Source organism: Bradyrhizobium sp. Y36, assembly GCF_002531575.1.
Taxonomy (GTDB): domain Bacteria; phylum Pseudomonadota; class Alphaproteobacteria; order Rhizobiales; family Xanthobacteraceae; genus Bradyrhizobium.
Map to the genome: position 1 here is coordinate 141,481 of NZ_NWTI01000019.1, position 25,674 is coordinate 167,154.

At 66.2% G+C, this 25,674-nt stretch carries 18 protein-coding genes; 6 read left to right on the forward strand and 12 right to left on the reverse strand.

Going from position 1 to position 25,674, the window contains the following annotated elements; translation table 11 throughout:
- Positions 1–22 precede the first annotated feature (22 nt).
- The 5 genes from CO669_RS27015 (at position 23) to CO669_RS27035 (ending at position 8,547) form a co-directional block, all read left to right on the forward strand.
- Complete coding sequence (locus tag CO669_RS27015) at positions 23–1,366, forward strand: methyl-accepting chemotaxis protein (protein WP_097662985.1); 1,344 nt, start codon at positions 23–25, stop codon at positions 1,364–1,366.
- 222 nt (positions 1,367–1,588) lie between these two features.
- On the forward strand, positions 1,589–3,166 hold the full coding sequence (locus CO669_RS27020; protein ID WP_097662986.1) for a Do family serine endopeptidase: 1,578 nt from the start codon (positions 1,589–1,591) through the stop codon (positions 3,164–3,166).
- A 272-nt stretch (positions 3,167–3,438) separates the two neighbouring features.
- Positions 3,439–4,119 (forward strand): response regulator transcription factor, encoded by a 681-nt coding sequence (locus CO669_RS27025; RefSeq protein WP_097663026.1) that lies wholly within the window; start codon positions 3,439–3,441, stop codon positions 4,117–4,119.
- The gene (locus tag CO669_RS27030; RefSeq protein WP_097662987.1) at positions 4,103–5,563 is read left to right on the forward strand and encodes a sensor histidine kinase; all 1,461 of its coding nucleotides are present in this window, start codon (positions 4,103–4,105) and stop codon (positions 5,561–5,563) included. The genes CO669_RS27025 and CO669_RS27030 overlap by 17 nt, the downstream gene beginning before the upstream one ends.
- Positions 5,560–8,547, forward strand: a complete 2,988-nt coding sequence (locus CO669_RS27035; protein ID WP_097662988.1) for a bifunctional [glutamine synthetase] adenylyltransferase/[glutamine synthetase]-adenylyl-L-tyrosine phosphorylase — start codon at positions 5,560–5,562, stop codon at positions 8,545–8,547. Before CO669_RS27030 ends, CO669_RS27035 begins: the two co-directional genes overlap by 4 nt.
- Here CO669_RS27035 and CO669_RS27040 read toward each other — a convergent pair.
- Genes CO669_RS27040 through CO669_RS27060 form a run of 5 tightly spaced genes read right to left on the reverse strand, consistent with a single transcriptional unit; the run spans position 8,504 to position 14,496 of the window.
- Positions 8,504–8,737 carry a formate dehydrogenase subunit delta gene (locus CO669_RS27040; protein ID WP_198964283.1) on the reverse strand — a complete coding sequence of 78 codons (234 nt, stop codon included), beginning with the start codon at positions 8,735–8,737 and terminating at the stop codon, positions 8,504–8,506. The genes CO669_RS27035 and CO669_RS27040 overlap by 44 nt on opposite strands.
- Positions 8,727–9,554, reverse strand: a complete 828-nt coding sequence (gene fdhD / locus CO669_RS27045; protein ID WP_097662990.1) for a formate dehydrogenase accessory sulfurtransferase FdhD — start codon at positions 9,552–9,554, stop codon at positions 8,727–8,729. Before fdhD ends, CO669_RS27040 begins: the two co-directional genes overlap by 11 nt.
- A 4-nt stretch (positions 9,555–9,558) precedes the next feature.
- Positions 9,559–12,456, reverse strand: coding sequence for a formate dehydrogenase subunit alpha (gene fdhF, locus CO669_RS27050; protein ID WP_097662991.1), 2,898 nt, complete (start codon positions 12,454–12,456; stop codon positions 9,559–9,561).
- A 10-nt stretch (positions 12,457–12,466) separates the two neighbouring features.
- The gene (locus tag CO669_RS27055; protein ID WP_097662992.1) at positions 12,467–14,023 is read right to left on the reverse strand and encodes a formate dehydrogenase beta subunit; all 1,557 of its coding nucleotides are present in this window, start codon (positions 14,021–14,023) and stop codon (positions 12,467–12,469) included.
- Positions 14,020–14,496: a formate dehydrogenase subunit gamma gene (locus CO669_RS27060; RefSeq protein ID WP_097662993.1), complete on the reverse strand. Its 477-nt coding sequence runs from the start codon at positions 14,494–14,496 to the stop codon at positions 14,020–14,022. Before CO669_RS27060 ends, CO669_RS27055 begins: the two co-directional genes overlap by 4 nt.
- A 224-nt stretch (positions 14,497–14,720) precedes the next feature.
- Between CO669_RS27060 and CO669_RS27065 the strand changes: the two genes are divergently transcribed.
- On the forward strand, positions 14,721–15,614 hold the full coding sequence (locus CO669_RS27065; protein WP_097662994.1) for a LysR family transcriptional regulator: 894 nt from the start codon (positions 14,721–14,723) through the stop codon (positions 15,612–15,614).
- A gap of 3 nt (positions 15,615–15,617) precedes the next feature.
- Here the strand turns inward: CO669_RS27065 and CO669_RS27070 are convergent, their stop codons facing one another.
- From CO669_RS27070 to CO669_RS27100, 7 genes are all read right to left on the reverse strand, one after another.
- Entirely contained in the window at positions 15,618–17,948 is a 2,331-nt protein-coding gene (locus tag CO669_RS27070; protein WP_097662995.1) for a PAS domain-containing sensor histidine kinase, read from the reverse strand.
- 240 nt (positions 17,949–18,188) lie between these two features.
- Complete coding sequence (locus CO669_RS27075) at positions 18,189–19,562, reverse strand: cation-efflux pump (protein ID WP_097662996.1); 1,374 nt, start codon at positions 19,560–19,562, stop codon at positions 18,189–18,191.
- A 208-nt stretch (positions 19,563–19,770) separates the two neighbouring features.
- Positions 19,771–20,739 carry a zinc-binding dehydrogenase gene (locus CO669_RS27080; RefSeq protein ID WP_097662997.1) on the reverse strand — a complete coding sequence of 323 codons (969 nt, stop codon included), beginning with the start codon at positions 20,737–20,739 and terminating at the stop codon, positions 19,771–19,773.
- A 25-nt stretch (positions 20,740–20,764) separates the two neighbouring features.
- Positions 20,765–21,760, reverse strand: a complete 996-nt coding sequence (locus tag CO669_RS27085) for an NAD(P)H-dependent flavin oxidoreductase (protein ID WP_097662998.1) — start codon at positions 21,758–21,760, stop codon at positions 20,765–20,767.
- Positions 21,761–22,785: 1,025 nt separating this feature from the next.
- Entirely contained in the window at positions 22,786–23,439 is a 654-nt protein-coding gene (locus CO669_RS27090) for a hypothetical protein (protein WP_097662999.1), read from the reverse strand.
- 53 nt (positions 23,440–23,492) lie between these two features.
- Positions 23,493–23,690, reverse strand: coding sequence for a hypothetical protein (locus CO669_RS27095; RefSeq protein ID WP_249153894.1), 198 nt, complete (start codon positions 23,688–23,690; stop codon positions 23,493–23,495).
- Between the two features lie 243 nt (positions 23,691–23,933).
- Positions 23,934–25,670 (reverse strand): phospholipase D-like domain-containing protein, encoded by a 1,737-nt coding sequence (locus tag CO669_RS27100; RefSeq protein WP_198964284.1) that lies wholly within the window; start codon positions 25,668–25,670, stop codon positions 23,934–23,936.
- Positions 25,671–25,674: the final 4 nt, after the last annotated feature.

Consider the following 25,674-nt stretch of genomic DNA (forward strand, 5'->3'; position numbering starts at 1 on the left):
TTCCAGACTCTGAGTCCTCCCGATGTTCGCGAACAGTAATCTGACGATCCGCTTCCTGGTCGGCGCCGTCGTGGCGGCACTATTGTTTCTGCTGGGCATCGGCGGCGGCACCGGCTTCATTGCGGTGCTCTATCTGAACAACGAGATCACGAGCCTGTCCGCGGACTTCGCCGCGCTGAGCGGTCCTGCGCGCGACCACGCCATGCTGACCTATCAGCAGGCGCAGGCCGCGTTCTCCTGGTTCCTGGCCGCATGCGGCGGGATTGCCGTCGTCGCCTCTGCAATCTGCATCACCACCTGGTTCGCCGTGCGCAACGGTATCCTCAGCCCGCTGGCGGCGATCGTGCATGCCATGCGCGAGGTCGCCGACCAGAAGTTCGAGACACCGGTTCCCGGCCTCGGCCGCACCAACGAGATCGGCCTGCTGGCGGGTGCGCTGGAGGTCTTCAAGACCAACGGCCTCGAGCGGCGCCACCTCACCGAGCAACAGCTGCACGAAGCGCAGCACCAGGCCGAGCGGTCGAAATTCCTGGACGACCGGATCAAGAGCTTCAACAATCTCGTCGCCAGCGTCGTCGACAGCGTGGCGTCGTCGGCCGTGCACCTGAAGAGCAATGCCGAGACGCTGTCGCGGACGGCCAACGATACCAGCACCAAGGCCAATGCGGTGGCGAGCGCCGCGAACCTGGCCAGCGCCAGCGTGCAGACTGTGGCGGGCTCGGCCGAGGAGATGACGAACTCGATCGGCACGATCAGCCGCCGCGTCACGGACGCGACCCAGCGCGCCGAGGGCGCGGCATCGCAGGCCGAAAAGAGCCGCGACACCATCCACACGCTGTCGGATGCCGCCGACAAGATCGGCGAGGTCGTCCAGCTCGTGCAGGCGATCGCATCGCAGACCAATCTCCTGGCGCTGAACGCCACCATCGAGGCGGCACGGGCAGGGGAGGCCGGCAAGGGATTTGCCGTGGTCGCCTCCGAGGTGAAGAATCTGGCACATCAGACCAGCAAGGCGACGGAGGAGATTACCTCCCATGTCGCCAGCATCCAGGGCATCACCGCGGAGACGCGCGGCGCGATCGACGCCATTTCCAAGACGCTGTCGGAGATCTCGTCGATCATGTCCGGCATCGAGGTCGACACCGCCCAGCAGCGCAACGCCACGCAGGAAATCACCCGCAGCGCCCAGGATGCCGCGCACGGCACGCTCGACGTCTCCAACCATATCGTCCAGATCACCTCGACCTCCGCGGAGACCGGCCGCATGGCCGCAGAGGCGCGGGATTCCGCGGTCGACCTGTCGCAACAGGCCGCAACCCTGAAGCGCGAAGTCGACGAGTTCATCGTCAGCGTCAGGGCCAGCTGAGCACGTCAAAGCACGCCTGACGCGCCATCACGGGAACCTGCTTAAGTTCCTGTGGGAGCGCAATTTTCAGCCTGCGCTGAACGGCCGCATCCCGCACGGTCCCTTCATTACGAAAGTTTAACCCCGCCGCCAGCGCGCGGTAAGGCGGGAGCCCCCATCTTCAGGTCCGCAAGGTGCTGGCATCCGGCACCAAATGGATTTCAAGGCCCTGGAGATTTCTGCATGACCGACCGTATCGACCTCTCGAACCTTCCGTCCTACCGGCAGCCGCGCCGGTCGGTGTTCTCCGCGCGCAGGTTCGCGCTGATGGCCTCGGTGGTCGCCGGTCTCGGCGCGGCCGTCTATGGCTTCGGCCCGTCGAGCTCGCCGGCCGATCTGTTCTCGAGCCCGGCGCATGCGCAGGTCAACAACGAGGTCCGCAAGGTCGAACGTCCCATCGGCTTTGCCGATATCGTCGAGCGCGTGAAGCCCTCGGTGATCTCGGTGAAGGTCAACATCAAGGAGAAGACCGCGAGCAACGACGACGGCGACGATTCCTCCTCGCCGTTCCAGCCGGGCTCGCCGATGGAGCGCTTCTTCCGCCGCTTCGGCGGTCCGGATGGTTTCCCGGGCATGAAGGGCGGCCGCGGCCGCGTCGTGCAGGGCCAGGGCTCCGGCTTCTTCATCTCGGCCGACGGTTTTGCCGTGACCAACAACCACGTGGTCGACGGCGCCGACAAGGTCGAGGTCACCACCGACGACGGCAAGACCTACACCGCCAAGGTGATCGGCACCGACCAGCGCACCGACCTCGCTCTGATCAAGGTCGAGGGCAGCTCGAGCTTCCCGTTCGCCAAGCTCGCCGACGCCAAGCCGCGGATCGGCGACTGGGTGCTCGCGGTCGGCAACCCCTTCGGTCTCGGCGGCACCGTGACCGCGGGCATCGTCTCGGCGAGCGGCCGCGACATCGGCAACGGTCCGTATGACGACTTCATCCAGATCGACGCGCCCGTGAACAAGGGCAATTCCGGCGGTCCGGCCTTCGACACCAACGGCGAGGTGATGGGCGTCAACACCGCGATCTACTCGCCCTCCGGCGGCAGCGTCGGCATCGCGTTCTCGATTCCCGCCAGCACCGTGAAGAGCGTGGTCGCCCAGCTCAAGGACAAGGGCTCGGTCAGCCGCGGCTGGATCGGCGTGCAGATCCAGCCCGTCACATCCGACATCGCCGACAGCCTCGGCATGAAGAAGGCCGAAGGCGCGCTGGTGGCGGAGCCGCAGGCCAACGGACCGGCCGCCAAGGCCGGCATCGAGTCCGGCGACGTGATCACCGCGGTCAACGGCGAGACCGTCAAGGACGCCCGCGAGCTTGCCCGCACCATCGGCGGCATGGCGCCCGGCGCGACCGTGAAGCTCAACGTGCTGCACAAGGGCCAGGACAAGGTCGTGAACATGACTCTCGGCCAGCTGCCGAACACGGTCGAGGCCAAGGCCGACAACGACAATGACAGCGGCAAGGGTGCGAGCAAGGGCACCGACGTGCCCAAGCTCGGCATGACCGTTGCGCCCGCCAACTCCGTCGCCGGTGCCGGCAAGGAAGGCGTCGTGGTCACCGAAGTCGATCCGAAGAGCGCCGCGGCCGAGCGCGGCTTCAAGGAAGGCGACGTGATTCTCGAAGTCGGCGGCAAGAGCGTGGCTACCGCCGGCGACGTCCGCGAGGCCATCAACACGGCGCGGACCGACAACAAGAACAGCGTCCTGATGCGCGTGAAGAGCGGCGGCCAGTCGCGCTTCGTCGCGGTGCCCCTCGCCAAGGGGTAGGCCTCGGGCCGCTTTGAGATGAAGGGTGTCGCCGGCATCAGTCGCCCCCGCCGCCGGCGCCCTTCGGGGAAGCAGCGTAATGTTCGCTTCCCCTGTCTACCTTCCGGTGGAATTACGCCCCCCTCCGTCGGAAGGCCTAGGGCGGTGAGGTCCCCCCAGCTTCACCGCCCGCCTTTTTCTCCATGCCGGCGTCTCCCACTCGGCTTGCATGCGATAGCCGCTCGCGCCATGTTTAGAGAAGGTTGACCTCCTTGACCGCCGCCGAACGCACGATGCGCCTCCTCATCATTGAAGACGACCGCGAATCCGCCGACTACCTCGTGAAGGCGTTTCGCGAAGTCGGACACATTGCCGACCACGCCGCCGACGGCGAGGAGGGCCTCGTCATGGCCGAGAGCGGCGATTACGACGTGCTGGTGGTGGACCGCATGCTGCCCAAGCGCGACGGCCTGTCGCTGATCGGGATGCTGCGCGACAAGGGCAACACCACGCCGGTGCTGATTCTCTCCGCGCTCGGACAGGTCGACGACCGCATCAAGGGCCTGCGCGCCGGCGGCGACGACTACCTGCCGAAGCCCTATTCCTTTGCCGAGCTGCTGGCCCGGGTCGAGGTGCTGTCGCGCCGCCGCGGCGGTCCCGCCGAGGACACGCTGTACCGTGTCGGCGATCTCGAGCTCGACCGGCTCTCCCACCGCGTCGCCCGCGGCAAGGACGAGCTGACGCTGCAGCCGCGCGAATTCCGCCTGCTCGAATATCTCATGAAGCATGCCGGCCAGGTGGTGACGCGCACCATGCTGCTGGAGAACGTCTGGGATTATCATTTCGATCCGCAGACCAACGTGATCGACGTGCACATCTCGCGGCTGCGCTCCAAGATCGACAAGGGATTCGAGCGGCCGCTGCTGCACACGATCCGCGGCGCGGGGTACATGATCCGTGACGGCATTCGGTAAACTCGTCCGCACCACGGCATTCCGGCTGACGCTGGTCTATCTGCTGCTGTTCGCGATGTTCGCGGCTTCACTGCTGGCCTATTTCGCCTGGAATACGCGGCGGCTGATCACCGAGGAGATCACGCAGACGGTCAATGCCGAGACCTCGGAGATATCGGAGATCTACGGCCGCCGCGGCCTGCGCGGCCTGGTGCTGGCGATCGAGTACCGGGCGCTGCGGCCGGGCGCCAACCTCTATCTCGTGACCACGCCGACGGGGCAGGCGATCGCCGGCAATGTCGGCTCGCTGGCGCCCGGCGTGATGGCGACGCGCGGCTGGTCCGAGACCGCCTATCGCCGCATCGAGGATGCCGACGACCGCGACCATCGCGCGCTGGTGCGCGTCACCGAGCTCGAGAACGGCTTCCGCCTCCTGATCGGCCGCGACCTTGCCGAGCGCCGGCGGCTGTTCGGCATCGTCGCCAAGGCCGCGCAATGGTCGGTGCTGATCGTCGTCGTGCTCGGCCTTGGCGGCGGCGTGTTCGTCGCGCGCCGTGTGCTCCGGCGCATCGACGCCATGACGGGGACGGCGCAGCGCATCATGACGGGCGATCTCAGCGAGCGCCTGCCGGTGGGGCGCAGCGGCGACGAGCTCGACCGTCTCGCCGAGAATCTCAACGCCATGCTGGAGCGGATCGAGGCGCTGATGGCGGGGCTGAAGGAGGTCTCCGACAACATCGCCCATGATCTCAAAACGCCGCTGACGCGGCTACGCAACCGCGCCGAGGAGGCGCTGGCGAAATCCGGCTGCGAGGCCGATTACCGGGCGGCGCTGGAGCGGACCATCGAGGAATCCGACGGTCTGATCCGCACCTTCAACGCGCTGCTGATGATCGCGCGCGCCGAGTCCGGGCAGGCGCGCGGCAACATGGATGATTTCGATGCCGCCGATGTGGCCAACGGCATCCACGAGCTCTATGAGCCGCTCGCCGAGGAGGACGGCATGACCTTGAAGGTCAAGGCCGATCCGACGCCGGTTCACGCCAACCGCGAACTGATCAGCCAGGCGCTCGCCAATCTGGTCGAGAATGCGATCAAATATGGCAAGCCTGTCGCGCAGACCGGTGGAACCGTGGTCAGCATGGACGCGCGGCCGATCTTGATCGAGGCCAGGCGCGAGGGCGACCATGTGCTGCTCAGCGTCACCGATCGCGGCCCCGGCATACCCGAGGCCGATCGCAAGCACGCGGTCGAGCGATTCGTTCGCCTGGAAGCGAGCCGCACGCAGCCGGGCTCGGGCCTTGGCCTCAGCCTCGCTTCGGCGGTTGCGACGTTGCATGGTGGCGAATTGCGGCTGGGTGACGCCCAACCGGGCCTCGTCGCCACGCTGGCGCTCCCTGCGCGCCTCAGTGCCGGCGACAGGGTTGCTCCGCCAATACCGGATGTGCCACAGAAGGTGGCATGAACCACTCCGCGCCGGGAAACGCGGACAAGCATGGTGAGAAGCTGGCCGCACGGTTCGCGGAAGCTCCCCATATTGCCGCTTCCGTAACCGACGAACGACGTCTGGAAAGCTGGCTGAGCGAGCTCGAGCCGGCCCAATCGGCGCGTCTTGAAGCGCTGCTGGTCCATCCTTTCGCGCGGGATATCCTGGCCGGTATCGCGGAATTCTCGCCTTATCTGTTCGATCTGGTGCGCGCAGACGCCTTGCGCCTGATCCGGCTGCTCGAATGCGACCCGGATGCGCATCTGACGGCCCTCATCGCGGACGCCAGGGGCGCAGTGCTCGCGGCTCCTGACGAAGCCGAGGTGATGCGGCTGCTTCGCCGCATGAAGGCGGAGGCAGCGCTGCTGACCGCGCTGTGCGACATCGGCGGGGTCTGGCCGGTGATGCGGGTGACGGCGGCGCTGACCGACGTCGCGGTGTCCTCGGTGCAGGTGGCGCTCCAGTACCTGCTGCGGCAGGAAGCCGCACGTGGCAGGATCTCGCCGCCCAATCTCGAGGCTCCCGAGGAAGGCTGCGGCCTGATCGTGCTCGCCATGGGCAAGATGGGGGCGGGCGAGCTGAACTATTCCAGCGATATCGATCTCATCGTGTTCTTCGATCCCGATGCGACAACGCTCGCGCCTGACATCGAGCCGCAGCCATTCTTCGTCCGGGTCACGCAAGGGATGGCGCGCATCCTGCAGCAGCGCACCTATGACGGCTATGTGTTCCGCGTCGACCTGCGCCTGCGGCCCGATCCGTCCTCGACGCAGGTGGCGATCTCCAGGGACGCCGCGCTGAACTATTACGAGCGGGAAGGGCGCACCTGGGAGCGCGCCGCGATGATCAAGGCGCGTGCCTGCGCCGGCGATGCCAGAGCGGGCGAGGCGCTGCTGGCCGAGATCGGCCCCTTCGTCTGGCGCAAGCATCTGGACTTCGCCGCGCTCGCCGACGTCCACGACATGAAGCGGCAGATGCAGACTTATCGCGGCCAGAGCGAGGTCGCGGTCGAGGGGCACAACGTCAAGGTCGGGCGCGGCGGCATCCGCGAGATCGAGTTCTTCGCCCAGACCCAGCAATTGATCGCCGGCGGCCGCCATCCGGAATTGCGCGTGCGCCCGACGCTCAGGGCGCTCGACATTCTGGCGGCCAGCAACTGGATCACGCCAGCCGCGCGCGACGAACTGACCACGGCCTACGAATTCCTGCGCCGCGTCGAGCATCGCCTGCAGATGATCGCCGACGAGCAGACCCACGCGCTGCCCGAGGACAAGGACGCCGTCGAACGCTTCGCCCGCTTCTTCGGCTATCCGGATCGCGAAGCCTTTGCGAACGACCTGCTGCAACAGCTCAAGATCGTGCAGGGCCACTACGAAAAGCTGTTCGAGGGCGACGATCCGACCGGCACGGCCAAGCTGCCGGCGCTCGACTATGGTGCGGGAGCCGACGATCCGCGGCTGCTGCAGCACCTCACGACGCTCGGCTTCAAGAAAGCCGCAGCGGTGGCGCAGACCGTGCGCGACTGGATCACCGGCGACTATCGCGTGTTCCGCAATGAGGCGACGCGGAATGCCTTCATCGAATTCGTGCCGGCCCTGATCGACGGACTTGCCCATGCCGAGGAGCCGGATCGCGCCGTCGTGGCGTTCGACGATTTCCTGAAGGCGCTGCAGCGCGGCGGCCGGCTGATCACGCTGCTCGGCCAGAACCGCGATCTCGTCGCGCTGGTGGCGCTGGTGCTGGGCGCGGCGCCGCGGCTCGGGGAGATGCTGGCGCGGCAGCCGCAACTGATGGATGGCCTGATCGATCCGCGCTTCTTCGGCGCCATGCCGGACCGGCAGGAATTGTCGGCGCGGCTCGCCGCCACCGTACAGGACGCCGGCTCATACGAAGAATTCCTCGATCGCCTGCGCCTGTTCGGGCAGGAGAGCCTGTTCCTGATCGGCACGCGGATCCTCTCCGGCACCGTCTCGGCGCAGCAGGCGAGCACCGCCTTTGCCGATGTCGCCGAAGGCATCGTCCATACCGTGCACGGCCTCGTTGCCGACCGCTTCGCCGCCCAGCACGGCCGTATCAAGGAGCAGGAGACCGCGATCATCGCGATGGGCCGGCTCGGCAGCCGCGAGATGACGGCCTCGTCCGATCTCGATTTGATCCTGCTCTATGATTTCGACGCCGATCATCCGGACTCCGATGGGCCGAAATCGCTGCAGGGCGCGCATTATTTTGCCCGCCTGACCCAGCGCCTGATCAGCGCCTTCACGACGCGCACCAATTACGGGGTGCTCTACGAGATCGACATGCGGCTGCGCCCCTCGGGCCGCGCCGGCCCCGTCGCCTCGAGCCTTGTCTCGTTTGCGGACTACCAGGCCAACGAGGCCTGGACCTGGGAGCACATGGCCCTGACGCGGGCGCGCGTGGTGTCGGCCTCGCCCGAATTCCGGGAGCGGATCGAGCGCGTCATCCGCGAGGTGCTGACCCGCCATCGCGATCCCGTCATTACGGCCAACGACGTCGCCGACATGCGGCGCGCGATCGCCCAGGAGAAGGGCGAGGGCGATTGCTGGGACCTGAAATACGCCGCCGGCGGCATGGTCGACATCGACTTCATCGCGCAACATCTCCAGCTCGTGCATGCGCACGAGATGCCCGAGATCCTCGACGTCAGCACCATGCAGGTGCTCGACAATGCGTGCAGGCTCGGCGTGCTGCCGCAATCGGAGACCGAGATCCTGCGTGCCGCCGCACGGCTCTATCACGACCTGACGCAGATCCTGCGGCTGTGCGTCAGCGATGGCTTCAAGCCGGAAACCGCCGGCACGGATCTGCAGCGCGTGATGGCGCGCGCCGGCGATGCGCCGGATTTCTCCTCGCTTGAGGCACGCGTGAAGGAGACCCAGGGCGAGGTGCGGCGGGTGTTCAGGGCGCTGCTGGAAGCGTCGTCGCCTGCTTCAACGAGGTGAGCGCCTCGCGCACGTCAGGCTCAAGGCCGGCGCCGCCGGCGTCGAGATGGGCGAAGATCGCGCGCTTCATCCGGGGATCCCAGAACTTCTTGATGTGCTCGGCGATCCCCGGCACGGCTTTGCCGCGGCCCTGGCTCTGGAAGAACTTGCCGATCTGGTTGGCCATGTAGATCAGGCGGTCAGGCGACATCGGCAACCTCCGTGGCATGGCGGGCGACGATCCGCTCACCATGCGAAAACACTTCGAACCCATCCTGGCGGGCAATGGCGATCAGCGTGATGCCGGCGGCTTCTGCGGTGCGCACGGCGAGCGCGGTGGGCGCGGAGACCGCGACCATCACCGGCGCGCCGATCGCGGCGGCCTTCTGCACCATCTCGACCGAAACGCGGCTGGTCAGCAGCACCATGCCGCCGCTCGTATCGTTGCGGCTGCGCGCCAGGGCGCCGGCGAGCTTGTCGAGCGCATTGTGGCGGCCGACATCCTCGCGCAGCGCGACGATGTTGCCTGATGGGGACCAGAACGCGGCAGCGTGCACGGCGCGGGTCTGCAGGTTGATCGACTGCAACGGCGCGATTGATTGCATCGCCGCCATGATCTGCTCGGGCGTAAAAGTCTGCCCCTGCGGCACGACCGCGGCGGGACGCACGGCCTCGGCGATGGACTCGATGCCGCAGATGCCGCAGCCGGTGGGGCCGGCGACATGACGACGGCGCTCGCTGATCAACGCCGCGTCGTCCGGTGCAAGCCACATCCTGAGCTCGATGCCGTCGTCGAGTCGAACGATGTCGAGCGACTTGATGTCGTCGACCGACTTGATGATGCCTTCGTCCAGGCTGAACCCGACGGCAAAGTCCTCCAGGTTCTGCGGCGTCCCCATCATGACGGCATAGGTGCCGCCATTATAGGTCAGCGCCAGTGGCGTCTCCTCCGGGATCAGCCGTACGCCTTCGGACGCGGCGTGGTCGCGCCAGATCTCGCGGTCGATGGCCTGGACGGGCACGTGCATGCGGTTACTCCGCGGCCTCGGCCGGCACGATGCGGCGGGATTGCCGCGCCTGCGCGTCGTAAGCCTTCTGCCAGTCGGACGGGCCGTTCGACGGCGAGATCTGCACCGCCGTCACCTTGTATTCAGGGCAATTGGTCGCCCAGTCCGAATAGTCGGTCGTGATGACGTTGGCCTGCGTATCCGGATGGTGGAAGGTGGTGTAGACGACGCCGGGCGCGACGCGGTCGGTGATCTCCGCACGCAGCGTGGTCTCGCCGGCGCGGCTCTTCAGCCGCACCCAGTCGCCGTCGCGCACGCCACGCTGCTCGGCATCGTGCGGATGGATCTCGAGGCGATCCTCGGCATGCCAGACCACGTTGTCGGTGCGCCGCGTCTGCGCGCCGACATTGTACTGGCTGAGGATGCGGCCGGTGGTGAGCAGAAGGGGATAGCGCGGGCCGGTGCGTTCGTCGGTCGCGACATATTCGGTGACGACGAACTTGCCCTTGCCCCGAACGAAGCCGTCGATATGCATCACCGGCGTGCCCTCGGGCGCCTTCTCGTTGCAGGGCCACTGCACCGAGCCGAGCTCGTCCAGCTTGGCGTAGGAGACGCCGGCGAAGGTCGGCGTCAGTGCCGCGATCTCGTCCATGATCTCGGAAGGGTGGCTGTACTTCATCTCGAAGCCCATCGCCTTGGCAAGGCCGATGGTGACCTCCCAGTCCGCCATGCCGTTCTTCGGCGTCATCACCTTGCGCACGCGCTGGATGCGGCGTTCGGCATTGGTGAAGGTGCCGTCCTTCTCGAGGAAGCTCGAGCCGGGCAGGAAGACGTGGGCGTAGTTCGCTGTCTCGTTCAGGAAGAGGTCGTGGACGATGACGCATTCCATCGCCGACAGCGCCGCCACCACGTGGCTGGTGTTGGGATCGGACTGCAGGATGTCCTCGCCCTGTACGTAGATGCCCATGAACGTGCCTTCGACCGCGGCATCGAACATGTTGGGAATGCGCAGGCCCGGCTCGGGGTTGAGCTTGACGTTCCACAGCGCCTCGAACTGGTCGCGCACGGCATCGCCGGAGATGTGGCGATAGCCGGGTAGCTCGTGCGGGAACGAGCCCATGTCGCAGGAGCCCTGCACGTTGTTCTGCCCGCGCAGCGGGTTCACGCCGACGCCGGGACGGCCGATATTGCCGGTCGCCATCGCAAGGTTCGCGATCGCGATCACGGTGGTCGAGCCCTGGCTGTGCTCGGTGACGCCGAGCCCGTAATAGATCGCGCCGTTGCCGCCGGTGGCATAGGCGCGGGCCGCCTCGCGCAGATCCTTCGGATTGACGCCGGTGAGGATGGCGGTGGCTTCCGGGCTGTTGTTCGGCTGGGCGACGAAGGCTGCCCATTCCTCGAACTCGCTCCAGTCGCAGCGCTCGCGCACGAAGGCTTCGTTGACGAGGCCCTCGGTGACGATGACATGCGCGATCGCCGTCATGACCGCGACGTTGGTGCCGGGCATCAGGGGCAGGTGGAGCGCCTTGACGTGCGGCGATTCCACCATTTCGGTGCGGCGCGGATCGATCACGATCAGCCTGGCGCCCTGGCGCAGCCGCTTCTTCAGACGCGAGGCGAACACCGGGTGAGCGGAAGCTGGGTTGGCACCGATCACGACCACGACGTCGGTGTCCTCGACCGAGTCGAAATCCTGCGTGCCTGCGGAGGTGCCGAAGGTGGTGGCGAGGCCGTAGCCGGTCGGCGAGTGGCAGACGCGGGCGCAGGTGTCGACATTGTTGTTGCCGAAGCCGGCGCGGATCAGCTTCTGCACCAGATAGGTTTCCTCGTTGGTGCAGCGGGACGAGGTGATGCCGCCAATGGCGTCGCGGCCGTATGTCTGCTGGATGCCGCGCATCCTGGCGGCGGCGAACGAGAACGCTTCATCCCAGGACACTTCACGCCAGGGATCCTCGATCCGATCGCGGATCATCGGCTTGAGAATGCGTTCCTTGTGGTTGGTGTAACCCCAGGCGAAGCGGCCCTTGACGCAGGAATGGCCGCGATTGGCCTTGCCGTCCTTGTAAGGCACCATGCGCACCACTTCCTCGCCGCGCATCTCGGCCTTGAAGGCGCAGCCGACGCCGCAATAGGCGCAGGTGGTGACGACCGAATGCTCGGGCTGGCCGATCTCGATCACGGATTTCTCGGTCAGCGTCGCGGTCGGGCAGGCCTGCACGCAGGCGCCGCAGGAGACGCACTCGGAGCCGAGGAAGCTCTCGCTCATGCCGGGCGAGACTCGGCTGTTGAAGCCGCGGCCGGAGATGGTCAGGGCGAAGGTGCCTTGCACCTCCTCGCAGGCGCGGACACAGCGCGAGCAGACGATGCACTTGGAGGGATCATAGGTGAAGTACGGGTTGGACTCGTCCTTCGGTATCCAGTGGTCGTTGTCGCAGCCGTGGCTCTCGCCAGGTGTCTTGTTCGGAGTCTTGGCGAAGACGTGATTCTCGCCCTCATAGCCGTAGCGCACGTCGCGCAGGCCGACGGCACCGGCCATGTCCTGCAATTCGCAGTCGCCATTGGCGCCGCAGGTGAGACAATCGAGCGGATGGTCGGAGATGTAGAGCTCCATCACGCCCTTGCGCAGCTTCTTCAGCCGCTCGCTCTGGGTATGCACGACGAGGCCGGGCATCACAGGCGTGGTGCAGGATGCCGGCGTGCCGGCGCGGCCTTCGATCTCGACGAGGCAGAGGCGGCAGGAGCCGTAGGCGTCGACCATGTCGGTCGCGCAGAGCTTGGGGATCTGGTGGCCCGCGTCCATCGCGGCACGCATGATCGAGGTGCCCTCGGGCACCGTGACCCGGTTTCCGTCGATGGTCAGCGTCACCATCGTCTCCGACTTCGAGCGCGGCGTGCCGTAGTCGATTTCTTCGATCAAAGACATCGTCGTTCTCCTATTCCGCGGCCTGAAGCGTGGTCGGGATGGGTGCAAAATCCTCCCGGAAGTGCTTCAACGCGCTGAGCACGGGATAGGGCGTGAAGCCGCCGAGTGCGCAGAGCGAGCCGAATTTCATGGTGTTGCAGAGGTCCTCGACGAGCGCGAGATTCTCGCTGACGCGCTCGCCGTTGATGATCTTCTCGATGGTCTCGACGCCGCGGGTCGAGCCGATCCGGCAGGGCGTGCACTTGCCGCAGGATTCGATGGCGCAGAACTCCATCGCAAAGCGCGCCTGCCGGCGCATGTCGACGCTGTCGTCGAACACGACGATGCCGCCATGGCCGATCAGGCCATCGCGTGCGGCGAAGGCCTCGTAGTCGAACGGCGTGTCGAACAGGGCACGGGGGAAATAGGCGCCGAGCGGACCGCCGACCTGCACCGCGCGCACGGGGCGGCCGGTCAAGGTGCCGCCGCCGATGTCGTCGACGAGCTCGCCGAGCGTCACGCCGAACGCGGTTTCGAACAGGCCGCCGTAGCGCACATTGCCGGCGAGCTGGATCGGCATCGTGCCGCGGGAGCGGCCCATGCCGAAATCGGCATAGGCCTTGGCGCCCTCGGCGAGGATGAAGGGAACGGCCGCGAACGACAGCACGTTGTTGATCACGGTCGGCTTGCCGAACAGACCGTGATGCGCCGGCAAGGGCGGCTTTGCACGCACGATGCCGCGACGGCCTTCCAGGCTCTCCAGCAGCGAGGTCTCCTCGCCGCAGACATAGGCGCCAGCGCCGACACGCACTTCGAGATCGAAGCTGGTGGTCGAGCCCCCGATCTGGTCGCCGAGATAGCCGCCGCGCTTGGCTGCCCCGATCGCCGCGTTCATGGCCTCGACCGCGTGCGGATATTCGCTGCGGATGTAGATGTAGCCCTTGGTCGCGCCGACGGTGAGGCCGGCGATGGTCATGCCCTCGATCACCAGGAAGGGATCGCCTTCCATGATCATGCGGTCGGCGAAGGTGCCGCTGTCGCCCTCGTCGGCGTTGCAGACGATGAACTTGCGGTCGGCCCCGGCCTGGGCGACGGTCTTCCACTTGATGCCGGTGGGAAAGCCCGCGCCACCGCGGCCGCGCAGGCCGGACGCCGTGACTTCGTTGAGGATCGCATCAGGTCCGAGCGAGAGTGCGCGCTCCAGCCCTTTGTAACCGCCATGGGCGCGGTAATCGTCGAGCGAGCGCGGGTCGATCACGCCGCAGCGGGCGAAGGTGAGGCGGGTCTGGCGCTTCAGCCAGGGAATCTCCTCGGTGGCGCCCAACCGCAACAGATGCGGCGTGTTGCTCGCGAGCGCGTCGAGCAGGGAGGGGACATCGGCTTCCGTCACAGGGCCGAAGGCGATGCGGCCCTGCGGCGTCGCCACCTCGACCAGCGGCTCCAGCCAGTACATGCCGCGCGAGCCGGTCCTGACGATCTCGATCGCGACGCCGCGCGTGGCTGCTGCCTGCTTCAGCGCCAGAGCAACTTCGTCGGCACCGACGGCGATCGCGCCGGCATCACGTGAGACGAACAGACGCATGCTCATCGCTGTGCGTCCGCAACCAGCGCGTCGAGGCGCTTTTGGTCGAGCCGGCCAATCAGGCGGCCGTCGAGCATCGCGGACGGCGCTGTCGCGCACAGGCCGAGGCAGTAGATCGGCTCCAGCGTGACGCGATCATCGGGCGTGGTGCTGCCGAGCGACACGCCGAGCTTTGCTTCCGCGCGCGCCGCCAGCGCATCGCCCCCCGCGGCCTGGCAGGCCTCGGCGCGGCACAGCTTCAGCACGTGGCGGCCGGCCGGCTTGCGGCGGAAATCATGATAGAACGTGAACACGCCATGCACTTCGGCGCGCGACAGATTGAGCGCCTGCGCCACCATGGGAATGGCCGCCTCCGGCACGTAGCCGAACGCCTCCTGAAGCGCATGCAGGATGACCAGCGTCGCGCCTTCCTGGTCGGCATGTTCGGCGATGATCTCGGCGCCGCGCGTCTCGTTCCAAGGCTCAAAAACCGCTGTCATTCGTCGTTCTCAACCTGAGCGTTTCCTCCGCGCAAACTAGTTGGAATCATTCGAAGATCAATAAAGCGGTCCCGTGCTGCGATTGCGAATTCAGATCGATTTGCAACCGCCATCGGTCGATACGATTTGCCAATGAAAGTTGGATCGGCTGCCGGTTTTTGCGTGTTGGTGCAGGGCCGGCATGCTAGCTTGCATGCCAGACGAGAATTCGGGGAGACGACCGGTTGATCGACAAGCTTGAACTATTGCTGGCGCTGGCGAAGGAGCGGCATTTCGGACGCGCGGCGGAAGTCTGTGGCGTGACGCAGCCGACGATGTCGACCGGGCTCAAGCAGCTCGAGGAAATTCTCGGCGTGATGCTGGTTCAGCGCGGGTCCCGTTTCCAGGGGTTCACTCCCGAAGGCGAGCGGGCACTGGACTGGGCGCGGCGGATCGTCGGCGATGCCCGCGCGATGCGTGACGAGATCAACGGGCTGAAGCATCAGCTCTCCGGCGAGATCCGCATTGCGGCGATTCCGACCGTGCTCGGCATGGTGGCGGCGCTGACGACGCCGTTCCGCGCCCGGCATCCCGAGGTGCGCTTCCGCATCCAGTCCACCACCTCGTCCGAGGTGCTAGGGCTTCTGGAAAATCTCGAGGTCGATGCGGGGCTGACCTATATCGAGAACGAGCCGATCGGCAAGGTGCGTACCATTCCGCTCTACAACGAGAGCTATCGTCTCCTGACGGCGCCGGACGGGATGTTCGGCGACCGCGAGACGGTGACGTGGGAGGAGGTCGGGCAGGTGCCGCTATGCCTGCTGACGCCCGACATGCAGAACCGCCGCATCATCGACCGCGCGCTGCGTTCGGTCGGCGCGGAGGCGACGCCGACGTTGACCTCGAACTCGCTGCTCGTGCTGTTCACGCATGTGAAGACTGGACGCTGGGCGAGCGTGATGCCGGCCAAGCTTGCCGAGACGCTCGGCCTCTCGGACACCGTCCGCTCGATCCCGATCACCGATCCCGAGGTCAATTACAGCATCGGCATGGTGATCCCGCAGCGCGATCCGATGACGCCGCTGATCGCGGCGCTCGTCAACGTCGCGCGGGAAGTCGCGCCGTCGCTGCAGCTGTAGGGATCAAGCCGCAGCCGATATCCCGGACGCCGCCTTGATCGCGTCGCGCGGCAGGGTCACGCGCACGACGGTGCCGACTTCGAGCCTGGAGCGCAGCCGCATCGAGCCGCCGTGGAGTTGCGCCAGCGAGCGGGCGATGGCAAGGCCGAGGCCCGAGCCGTGATAGGTCTTGGTTAGCTGGCTCTCCACCTGCTCGAACGGGCGGCCGAGCCGCGCCAACGAATGCGGCGCGATGCCGATGCCGGTGTCGGCGATCATCAGCACGACCCGGTCTTCAAGCTGCCGGCTGCGCACCACGACGCGTCCGCCGTCCGGCGTGAACTTCACGGCGTTGGACAGCAGGTTGACGATGATCTGCTTGGTCGCGCGGCGGTCGGCGACGACGGAGATGGATTTTGCGATGTCGGCATCGAGCGTGATGTGCTTGTCCTCGGCCCGGCCGGTGACGACGCGCAGGGATTCCGCCAGCGTCCGCGACAGGTCGAGCTCCTCCATGTCGAGCTTCATGCGGCCGGCCTCGATCTTGGACATGTCGAGGATGTCGTTGATGACCTCCAGCAAATAGTGGCCGCTGGTCAGGATGTCCTGGCAATATTCCTGGTACTTCTCGCTGCCGAGCTCGCCGAACATGCCCGAGCCCATGATCTCGGAGAAGCCGATGATGGCGTTGAGCGGCGTGCGCAGCTCGTGGCTCATATTGGCGAGGAACTTCGACTTGGTCTGGTTGGCTTCCTCGGCGCGGGTCTTCTCGCGCTGGTACTTCTCGGCGAGATCGGCGAGCTCGACCGCCTGGCGCTCCAGCGCCGCCTGCGATCGCTTGAGGTCGATGACGGTGGCACGCAGGCGCAGATCGTTGTCGACCAGCTTCTGCTCGTGCTCCTTGATGCGCGTGATGTCGGTGCCGACCGAGACGTAGCCGCCGTCCTTGGTGCGGCGCTCGCTGATGTGCAGCCAGCTGCCGTCGTCGAGCTGCGCCTCGAAGGTGCGCGCGCCCGGGCCCTGGCTCGCGGTCTCGTTGTGGCGGGTGCGCACCTCCGGCATGCGGCCGACTTCGAGCACGGTCTCGTAGGAGGTGCCGGGAATGACGGCGCTGTCGGGCAGCTTGTGCAGGCGCTGGAAGTGCGAGTTGCAGAGCACGAGGCGGTCGCTCGCATCCCACAGCACGAAGGCTTCCGGAATGGTCTCGATGGCGTCGCGCAGACGCAGGTCGGCTTCGACGGTGCGCTCGGCGAGGCTCTTCTGCTCGGTGATGTCGACGGCGATGCCGATCAGATGCACGCTGGAATCGGTCGCCCCGCGGGTCTTCTCGCAGCGGACGCGGAGCCAGATCCAGTGGCCGTCGACATGCTGCATGCGGAAGGTCTGGTCGATGTGGTCGATCTTCTCGGAGATGAGCTGATCGGCGATCGCGAACAGGTCGATGTCGTCGGACTTCACCAGCGCGTTGACCTCGCCGAAGGTGAGGAGCTCGTGGCGGCCGTCGAGGCCCAGCATCGAGAACATCGATTGCGACCAGAAGATCCGGCCGCGCGACAGGTCCCAGTCCCACAGGCCGCAGCGGCCGCGGTTGAGCGCGGTGTCGATCCGGCCGCGGACGGCGTCGTTGATGAGGTCGCCCTCGCGGGCGCGAGTGGACTGCCAGTGGAAGGCGAAGCCGAGGATCAGGACGACGAAGCCGGTCGTCGCCGACAGCGTCACCGAGAGGGCTGCATCGGAGCCCCAGATCGGCTCGTTGCGCTCCTGGATCACGGTGACGAAGCCCGGCAGCGACTTGATCTGCCGTGAGGTCGCCATCGCGGCGTTGCCGTTCGGCAGCGTCATGTCGGAGATGTTGCCGTCGCGCGTCGGCGCCGCGAGCAATTGTGCGGTCGTGATGGCGTCGAGCAGCCGGTCGTTGCCCGCGGGCTCGTTGTCGATCGGGATGCGGGCGAGGACGCGGCGCTCGATACCGGCCGAGGTGACGATGACGTGGCGGCCCGTGGCCGTGCCCCAGGACGGGATCAGGTCGGGCAGCAGCGTCGGCAGGTTCTCGATGTTCTTGAGCCGCTCCTGCCGCACGAAGGTGAGGCGGTCGATGCGTTCTGCCAGGAGGTCGGCCAGCGCGGAGATGTCGTGACGGATCACCAACCGCTTCTGGCGGGTCTGATCGACAACCTGCACGAATGCGCCGAGGCAGATCGTGATCAGGAAAGCGATGATGAGCGTCGGCACGGCGCGACGAAGCGCCGGCTCTGCGATCAAGAGCCGATGATAGGCAGGTTTCGCGATCGATTGCGCCAATCCCTTGATCGAATCGGATTGGACGCACGCGTTCGCGGCGTCTGCACGCGACATGCCTTCGGCCCCCTGAAAACCAGCTTGCAACTGAAGTCCGGAAGCAGCCCCACATCGCTTCCGAATCACAGCGATTTGAATCCAGTTTTCGCGGGGTGTCGAGAGTCAATGAATCGTTAACGCGTATTTATTCTTATCCAACGCGCAGTTTGTGTCTCGCGCGTCCGCAAACTCACGGGCGGGAGGAGTCCGAAACGAGAACGTGTGACTCCTCGCACGCTCTTCAATTCTTTTGCCTCGTCAGCCGCGCGGTGGTTCCGCGTGGCTGATCACACGCTTCACGCTCGGGAACGCACGCCGCAATGCGCGTTCGATCGCGTCGACGTGCTCGTGCACCTTGATCACGCTCATCGACGGCGTGGCGCGGCAGTGGAAGTTGACGATCTCGCCGGCATCGGTGTTGCGAACACGGACATTATGGATGTCGTGGATCTCGCCGTCGGCGGCATACTCCGTCAGCGCGGCGGCGATGGTCCGCACCCGCTCAGGCGCGGCATCGACCCCGAACGGCAGTTCCGGCTCCAGCGGCTCGATATGGACGTCGACCTCGACGTCCTCGCCGAACTCTTCCTGGATGTTGCGTTCCAGGCTGTTGGCGATGTCATGGGCGGCATCCAACTGCATGGCGCCATCGACCTCGAGGTCGATGCTGACGATCAGCTTGGCGCCGAGATCGTGCACCGTGACGTGGTGGACGGCGAGGCTGGAATTGCGCGCGATCACCATGATGCGGTCGCGCACGGTCTCGTTGTTGCGCGCGACGGGGACCGGGGTGAAGGTGAGGTCGGCATCGCCGAACGCCTGGTCGACGGCGGCCTGCACCTTGCGCTTGATCTCCTCGACGCGGTCGATCGGATAGGTCCGCGGCACCTTTGCGATGGTGTCGATGAAGGTGGTCGCACCGACCATGCGCACGCGCAAGCGCTCGACGTCGATCACGCCGGGCACGCTCAGGATCGCGGCCGTGGCCTTTTCCTGCGCGCCTTCCGGGGCGCGGTCGACCAGCGTCTGCACGGTCGAGCCGGCCATGCGCAGGCCGAGAGCTGCGATCATCACGGCGACCGCGGCGGCCGCCGCGGCGTCGCCCCACCAGAAGCCGAGCGCGGCGAGGATGAGGCCCACGATCACGGCGAACGAGCCCATCACGTCGGAGGCGAAATGCAGCGCGTCGGCCGCCAGCGCCTGGCTCCGCGTCTCGCGTGCGGCGCGGTGCAGGGCGCGGGCGCGCCAGAGATTGACGACGATGTCGATCACCAGCACGACGAAGGGGACGGCCGAGATGGTCGGCGGCGGGGTTCCCTCGCTCAGCCGGCTGTAGGACTCGACCAGGATGCCGCCGGCGAGCACGTAGAGCAGGGCGGTGACGCCGAGCGCCGAGATGCTCTCCAGCTTGCCGTGGCCGTAATGGTGCTCGTCGTCCGCCGGCTTGTCGGACACCCGCACCACCGCCCAGGTGATGATGGTGGCGACGAGGTCGATCGAGGAGTGCAGGGCCTCGGAGATCAGCGCGAGCGAGCCGATCGCGATCCCGACCGCAAATTTGGCCGCCGCCATGCCGCCGCTGGCGAAGATCGAGATGGCCGCGACCGATGTCTTATTGTGCTGGGTGGTCATGGCGGGGGATTTAGCAGCCCACGGGTGAACATCAAGCGATGATCCACAGGGTTAGTCGCGAGTGAGTTGCAGAAGCGATCCGCGTTGCTCGATCTCGTAGGGTGGGCAAAGGCGCACTTGCGCCGTGCCCACGAGTCTTTTCCGATGGATACAGATACGTGGGCACGCTTCCGCTTTGCCCACCCTACGGGACCGTCGCTTTGGCTCCTTACAGCGTCACGACGATCTTCCCCAGATGCTTGTTCGCCTCCATGTGCGCGAACGCCTGGTCGATGTCGGCGAACGCATAGACCTTGTCGATCGGCAGCTGCAGTTTTCGCGACTCGACCGCGCCCCAGATGTCCTTGCGGACCTCCGCGAAGATCTCGCGGACCTCCTCGATGGTGCGGGTGCGGAAGGTGACGCCGACATAGTCGATGCGGCGCGCCGCATGCAGGTCGAAGTTGAAGTCGGCATGGGTGCCGCCGAGCCGGCCGACATTGACGATGCGGCCTTTCACCCTGGTCGCGGCGAGGTTCTGGCTGGCGACCTTGCCGGAGACCTGGTCGACGATGAGGTCGACACCTTCGCCGTTCGTCGCCGCCAGCACCTCGTCGACCCATTTGGGATCGGAAGAGTCGACCGCGAGGTCGGCGCCGTATTCCTTCAGCCGGCCGCGCCGATAGGCGTCGGTGGAGGAGCCGATCACGAGCTTGGCGCCCTTGAGCCGGGCAATCTGCATCGCCATCAGGCCGACTCCGGAGCTGGCGCCCTGGATCAGCACGCTCTGGCCCGGCTGCACGCCGCCGACGGTGACGACGGCATTGTGCATGGTCGCGAGTGCGACGGGCAGGGTGGCGGCTTCCTCGAAATTCATGTTCGAGGGCGCGTGGAACAGCCGGCCGTGGTCGGCCAGGGTGTATTCGGCAAACGCCGCGCCGCCGGAGCCCATGATGCGGTCTCCGACCTTGACGCCCTTCGCATCCGGTCCGAGCTCGGCGACCTCGCCGGCCCATTCCATGCCGAGCACGGTGCCGACGCCGCCGGCCGCGCCGTGGGCGTGGCCCTTGCGCATGCCGGTGTCGGCGCGATTGAGGCCGCAGGCGCGGACGCGCACCAGCACCTGCGCACCCTTCGGCTTTGGTTGAGCGACGTCGGAAATCCGGGCGCCCTCAGGGCCGTAGACATAAGCCTTCATGAATTGCTCTCGCTTCTTGCAGTGACTATTCCGCGGCTTCGCGTTGCGGCTGAACGATCATGCCTTCGAGCCGGCTGCGGATGATGGCTTCAGCCTCGCGCACGATGCGCGAGACCAGCTCGGCGCAGGTCGGGATGTCCTGGATGAGGCCCTGGACCTGGCCAGCCGACCAGATGCCTTCGTCGGAATTGCCGGTGGCGTAGACCATCTTGCCGCGGGCGCCCGCGACAAGCTCGCGGATGTCCTCGAACCTGGCGCCTTCCTTCTCCATGGCGACGACCTTGGTCGAGATCTCGTTTTTGGCGACGCGCGAGGTATTGCGCATGGTGCGGAAGATCAGCTCGGTCTCGCGCTCGTCATTGGCGACGATCTTCTCCTTGATGAGCTGATGGATCGGGCTTTCCCTGGTCGCCATGAAGCGGGTGCCCATGTTGATGCCCTCGGCCCCCAGCGCCAGCGCAGCCACGAGACCGCGGGCATCGGCAAAGCCGCCGGAGGCGATCATCGGGATCTTGACCTTGTTGGCGGCGGCCGGGATCAGGATCAGGCCCGGCGTGTCGTCCTCGCCGGGATGGCCGGCGCATTCAAACCCGTCGATCGAGATGGCGTCGACGCCCATGCGCTCGGCCGAGAGCGCGTGGCGGACGCTCGTGCATTTGTGCACGACCTTGACGCCGTTCTTCTTGAACTCGTCGACATGCTCCTGCGGCTTGTTGCCGGCGGTCTCGACCACCTTGATGCCGGCCTCGATGATGGCGGCGCGGTATTCGGCATAAGGCGGCGGCTTGATCGCGGGCAGGATGGTGAGGTTGACGCCGAACGGCTTGTCGGTGAGGTCGCGGCAGCGCGCGATCTCCCTGGTCAGGTCCTCCGGCGTCGGCTGCGTCAGCGCCGTGATGAAGCCGAGCGCGCCGGCATTGGCAACCGCGGCAACCAGTTCGGCGCGCCCGACCCATTGCATGCCGCCCTGGACGATCGGATGCTCGACGCCGACGAGTTTTGTGAACCGTGTCTGCAACATGGATGTGTTTCCCCCCGGGTGGCCCGCAGGCTCTGTTGTCGGTTGATGACGGGAAGGATGCCGCCGGGGATGGCAAAAGTCTATCAGCGGGGGCGTGCGGCAGGGGCGGGGCGATCATGCGGGGATGAGGGTGATTCCGCGGGGCGGATAATTCCTGTCCCTTCACTGCCGCAGCCACGGCTTTGGCCATGACGGCGGTGAGGCTGGAATGCGCCATTGCCTCAGCAACGACTGAGTATGCGGGGCTCTCGGAGGCCGTCAACGCGCATTCCCCTACAGGCGCGCCTTCACACTCTCGCGGCTCATTTCGCCCGAGCTTTGCTTCGTCGCATCGCCCTTATCGAGACAAGGGCGCAGGGAAGACCGGGCGCCGGCTGGCACCCGCAGTCCGTGCGCAAGAGAATGCACACGGGGTGGACCACAGGTGAGCCGAACGCCCGGCCTTCCCTGCGCGATGGTTTACGGCGTACTTCGTGCTCTCCTCGGGGAGCGATGCACTATTGCCCCCGTCGCCATGCAGCTGTTCGATGCGCGCCGGTTGGCCGCCACATCACCGCAGGACTTGACGCACAGACCCCGGGCGTCAGGACCACACGACTTGACCGTCCGCGCACGTCCTCGCTGGGACTTCGAGTGCTGGCGTGTGCTCACGCCCGAAGCCATGCGAAGACGCTGTCGGCGCCGGGTCGTATGCGCGGAAAGCGCCTTGCTCACGGTGTCCCGCCCTGCAACGCACCTCGCGCCCGACGCCGTCGCGTCCATCGCTGCCCGGCCCGCGGTTCGTGACGATCGCGATCCGCCCCTCGTCTCGGGCCAGGGTGGCTTGCTTGTACGGCAAATCAGAATTTCGGTAAAGTGGAATATTTTGGCGCGCGGGGATTGACAGGCGGGGTCGAGGAATTGACGGGGTGTTTTGCCCGGCGGGCGAGGGGTGTCACGCCGAACGCCTGACGGGCAATAGCCGACGCCGGTCCCGGATTTCGCTTTTGCTCCATCCGAGCTGCATGGTCGTCGCTACACGGGCGCTACTGCTCCGCCGACAGCCGCACCATCTGGCGGCCGCCGTTCAATTCCTTGAGGCGGTTGACGAAGTTTTCCGGGCGTTGCCAGCGATTGGGGACCTCGAGACCCATGAATTCGGCGATGTCGCCGATGAAGCCGGTGCAGTTCATGGTCTCGGCGTTCCACACCGGCGAGCTGGCCTGCTTTTTCTTGATGTAGGCGAACACGCGCTTGGCGTCGGCCTCGTTCAGATAGACGCGATAGCTCGCGGTCAGATATTCCGGATCGAGATCGCCGTAGCTCGCGCCGGTCTCGGACGGCACGAAGGTGATGTGACCGAGCACGTAAGCCAGGGTGTCGCCGGCCGGCGTCAGGCCGGCAACCTCGACGGCCTTCTCGCTGGTCTTGCCGTACCAGACGAAGGCATGACCCCAGCTCGCGGCGGTTCGGGCACGGAAGTCGACGTAATACGGACCCTTCTCCGCGCGCGCGACCGAGCGCCGCGTCGATTGCGGCGCCGGTCGTGATGCGGTGTCGGTCGTGGCAAGCGCATTGGCGTCTGCAACGCGCTTGTTCGCTTCATGGGCGGAGGCCGAGGGCGTCGTACACGCAATCATGGCCGCGAGGGCAACCCCCGCAAGGATGCAGGGTCCCGATCGATCAGGCTTCTTCGTCACGCTGTGCCCCTCGACTGTCGGCCGCTTAGATTCTGCGCTTGATCTGTTGCGCGTCAGTAGCGCGCGGCGACGGGGCCCGGCGCCTTGCCGATCGGGGCCTTTCCAACCGGGCTCTTGCCAATCGGCATCTTGCCGATCGGCGCCTGCTCGGCCGGGTAGACCGGCACGGGCTGGCGGCGCGGCAGATCCGCAGCGTTCGCAGCCGTCACCAGAGCAAGCGTGGCACCCAGAGCAAATACAATCTTCTTCACAGCGATACCCCTAGAAGGTTTGGTCCAAACACGGCCATGCCGTGCCCCCAGACACGCCTCACAAAAGGACGGTGGAATGCGACCAAGTTGCGGCGCGCACGGGGCATGTCAGCGGCATATGTCTGACGCGCGCAGATGTGATGTGTCTGGATGTGTCCGAGTTGGGCGATCCTGGCCGTGCCGCAGCCATCCGCGAGATGGGAGTTCGCTTCGCGCGACCCATCCCGCGAATTCTGTCTGCCTTCAGGAGAACAGCAGTCGATCCTTGATCTTGTGCCCGACGGTGAAGTCGTCTTCGAACCACGCCTTTTCGCCCGGGCCCGGCGGTTGCGCCAGATGCAGCTTCACGCCCTCCTGCTTGGCCTTCTTGACGGCAACCCGGAACGAGTAGTGGTCGAAGATGCTCAGCGCCTCGATCATGTAGGACACCGCGATGCGCCGGTCCTTGATGACCAGGAGGTTCTCGCCGTTCTGGCGATCGGCGGGTTTGGAGAAATTGTAGGATCCGAGATAGACCCGCGCGGTCGGCTTGTCGAAATCGATCACGGTGAACTTGTGGTGCATGCGCGTGCCGGTGCCGCCGGTCGGCTCCGACTTGAACGGTTCCGGCACGTTGGCGCCAAGCTCGGCGGCAAATACCGGCGTGACATTTCCGTCAGGGTTCTGCACGTCGATGCCGCCGACCTTCTTGTCGGATATGCCGTAGACAAAGACGTTGCTGTTGGCGGTGAGATCGGTGATGGCGTCGCGCACGGAGCCCCCCGTCTGGGCCAGGAAGGCAAGCGAATAGAGCAGGGACGACGTCGCGCTCCTGAGGTCGGTCGCGATCTCATCAAGCTTGGCGTTGGCGGCACTGTGCGGCGATAACGCCACCTTGGCGTCGATGCCGGGAAGACCGAGATCCTGCCAATCGGCGGAGGGGGTTGCGCCGAAGCCCGCGACCTTGTTGCTGTTGGCAACATAGCTGTCGAAGGACGCGAAGGCGAGATCGACCGGCCTCTGACCGCTCACGACCAGCGCGTTGTTGGCCTGGACGTAGAAGCCGCGCCAGGACAGATTGGTCGAGCCGAACACCACTTTCTTCACGGTCGGACCGTTCACCGAGATCGTCTTGTTGTGCTGCAGATTGCCCATGTGCTGGCGCAGCACGTTGTCACGCCCGGCCGAGGCGACCAGGCGGACCTCCGCAGCGTTCTCGGCGGAACCGTCGTCGCCATGCGGGGAGCTGTCGTCGATGATGATCTTGAGCGACGGACCGAGCTGGACGAGACGGTCGAGGATTTCGGGCAGATTGAAATCGTAGGCGACGACACGGACTTCGGCATGGTCGGCGATCGCCTGATCGAGGGTCTCCAGGATCGCGGCGCGCGCCTCGAAGCCCATCCACGCCAGGGCGGCCTGCGTGTCGGGATGCGTGGGTTTGAAGTCGAGCCCGCCCGCGGCAAGCGGCGCCACCAGCGTGTTGATCGGGCCGTTCGCCAGATAGCGGTCGACGAAGGCCTGCGACGAGATGAAGCCGCGGGTGAAGGTGACGTTGGCGATGCCGGGATAGGTCTCGCGCGCGAGCTGGATCGGCGCCTGCTGCGCCTCGCCTTTGCTGAGCTTGCCCTGCGCGTCCATGAACATCGGCGTGACGCGATAGATGAAGTCGCCGGCGATTTCGGCGTTGCGCGGGAAATGCACCCAGCGGAATTTCTGGATCGGCGATTGCAGGGTCGGAAGCTTCTGCGGATTGACGTTGCCTGCAGCGTCGAGAAAGTTGAGCCGGTTGTTCAACGCAAAGAACTGACTGCCGCCGGGCTCCTGGTACTCGATCGCGAAGCCGACGAAGTTTTCGGGCGGCCGGCCGCTCTTCCAGTTCATCGCAACCAGCGTCATGCCGTCGCCGCGATGCAGCTTGAGGGAGAACAGTGCACTGGCGTTGGTGCCGACGACCTGGAAGCCAGACGCGTCCGGCGGATTTGACGGGGGCGGTGTCACTGAC

Excerpts from the sequence above, each read along its gene's own strand:
- CO669_RS27015 (WP_097662985.1), top strand. The coding sequence starts at position 23 with ATGTTCGCGAACAGTAATCTGACGATCCGCTTCCTGGTCGGCGCCGTC.
- CO669_RS27020 (WP_097662986.1), top strand. The coding sequence starts at position 1,589 with ATGACCGACCGTATCGACCTCTCGAACCTTCCGTCCTACCGGCAGCCG.
- CO669_RS27025 (WP_097663026.1), top strand. The coding sequence starts at position 3,439 with ATGCGCCTCCTCATCATTGAAGACGACCGCGAATCCGCCGACTACCTC.
- CO669_RS27035 (WP_097662988.1), top strand. The coding sequence starts at position 5,560 with ATGAACCACTCCGCGCCGGGAAACGCGGACAAGCATGGTGAGAAGCTG.
- CO669_RS27040 (WP_198964283.1), bottom strand. The coding sequence starts at position 8,737 with ATGTCGCCTGACCGCCTGATCTACATGGCCAACCAGATCGGCAAGTTC.
- fdhD (WP_097662990.1), bottom strand. The coding sequence starts at position 9,554 with ATGCACGTGCCCGTCCAGGCCATCGACCGCGAGATCTGGCGCGACCAC.
- fdhF (WP_097662991.1), bottom strand. The coding sequence starts at position 12,456 with ATGTCTTTGATCGAAGAAATCGACTACGGCACGCCGCGCTCGAAGTCG.
- CO669_RS27055 (WP_097662992.1), bottom strand. The coding sequence starts at position 14,023 with ATGAGCATGCGTCTGTTCGTCTCACGTGATGCCGGCGCGATCGCCGTC.
- CO669_RS27060 (WP_097662993.1), bottom strand. The coding sequence starts at position 14,496 with ATGACAGCGGTTTTTGAGCCTTGGAACGAGACGCGCGGCGCCGAGATC.
- CO669_RS27070 (WP_097662995.1), bottom strand. The coding sequence starts at position 17,948 with ATGTCGCGTGCAGACGCCGCGAACGCGTGCGTCCAATCCGATTCGATC.
- CO669_RS27075 (WP_097662996.1), bottom strand. The coding sequence starts at position 19,562 with ATGACCACCCAGCACAATAAGACATCGGTCGCGGCCATCTCGATCTTC.
- CO669_RS27080 (WP_097662997.1), bottom strand. The coding sequence starts at position 20,739 with ATGAAGGCTTATGTCTACGGCCCTGAGGGCGCCCGGATTTCCGACGTC.
- CO669_RS27085 (WP_097662998.1), bottom strand. The coding sequence starts at position 21,760 with ATGTTGCAGACACGGTTCACAAAACTCGTCGGCGTCGAGCATCCGATC.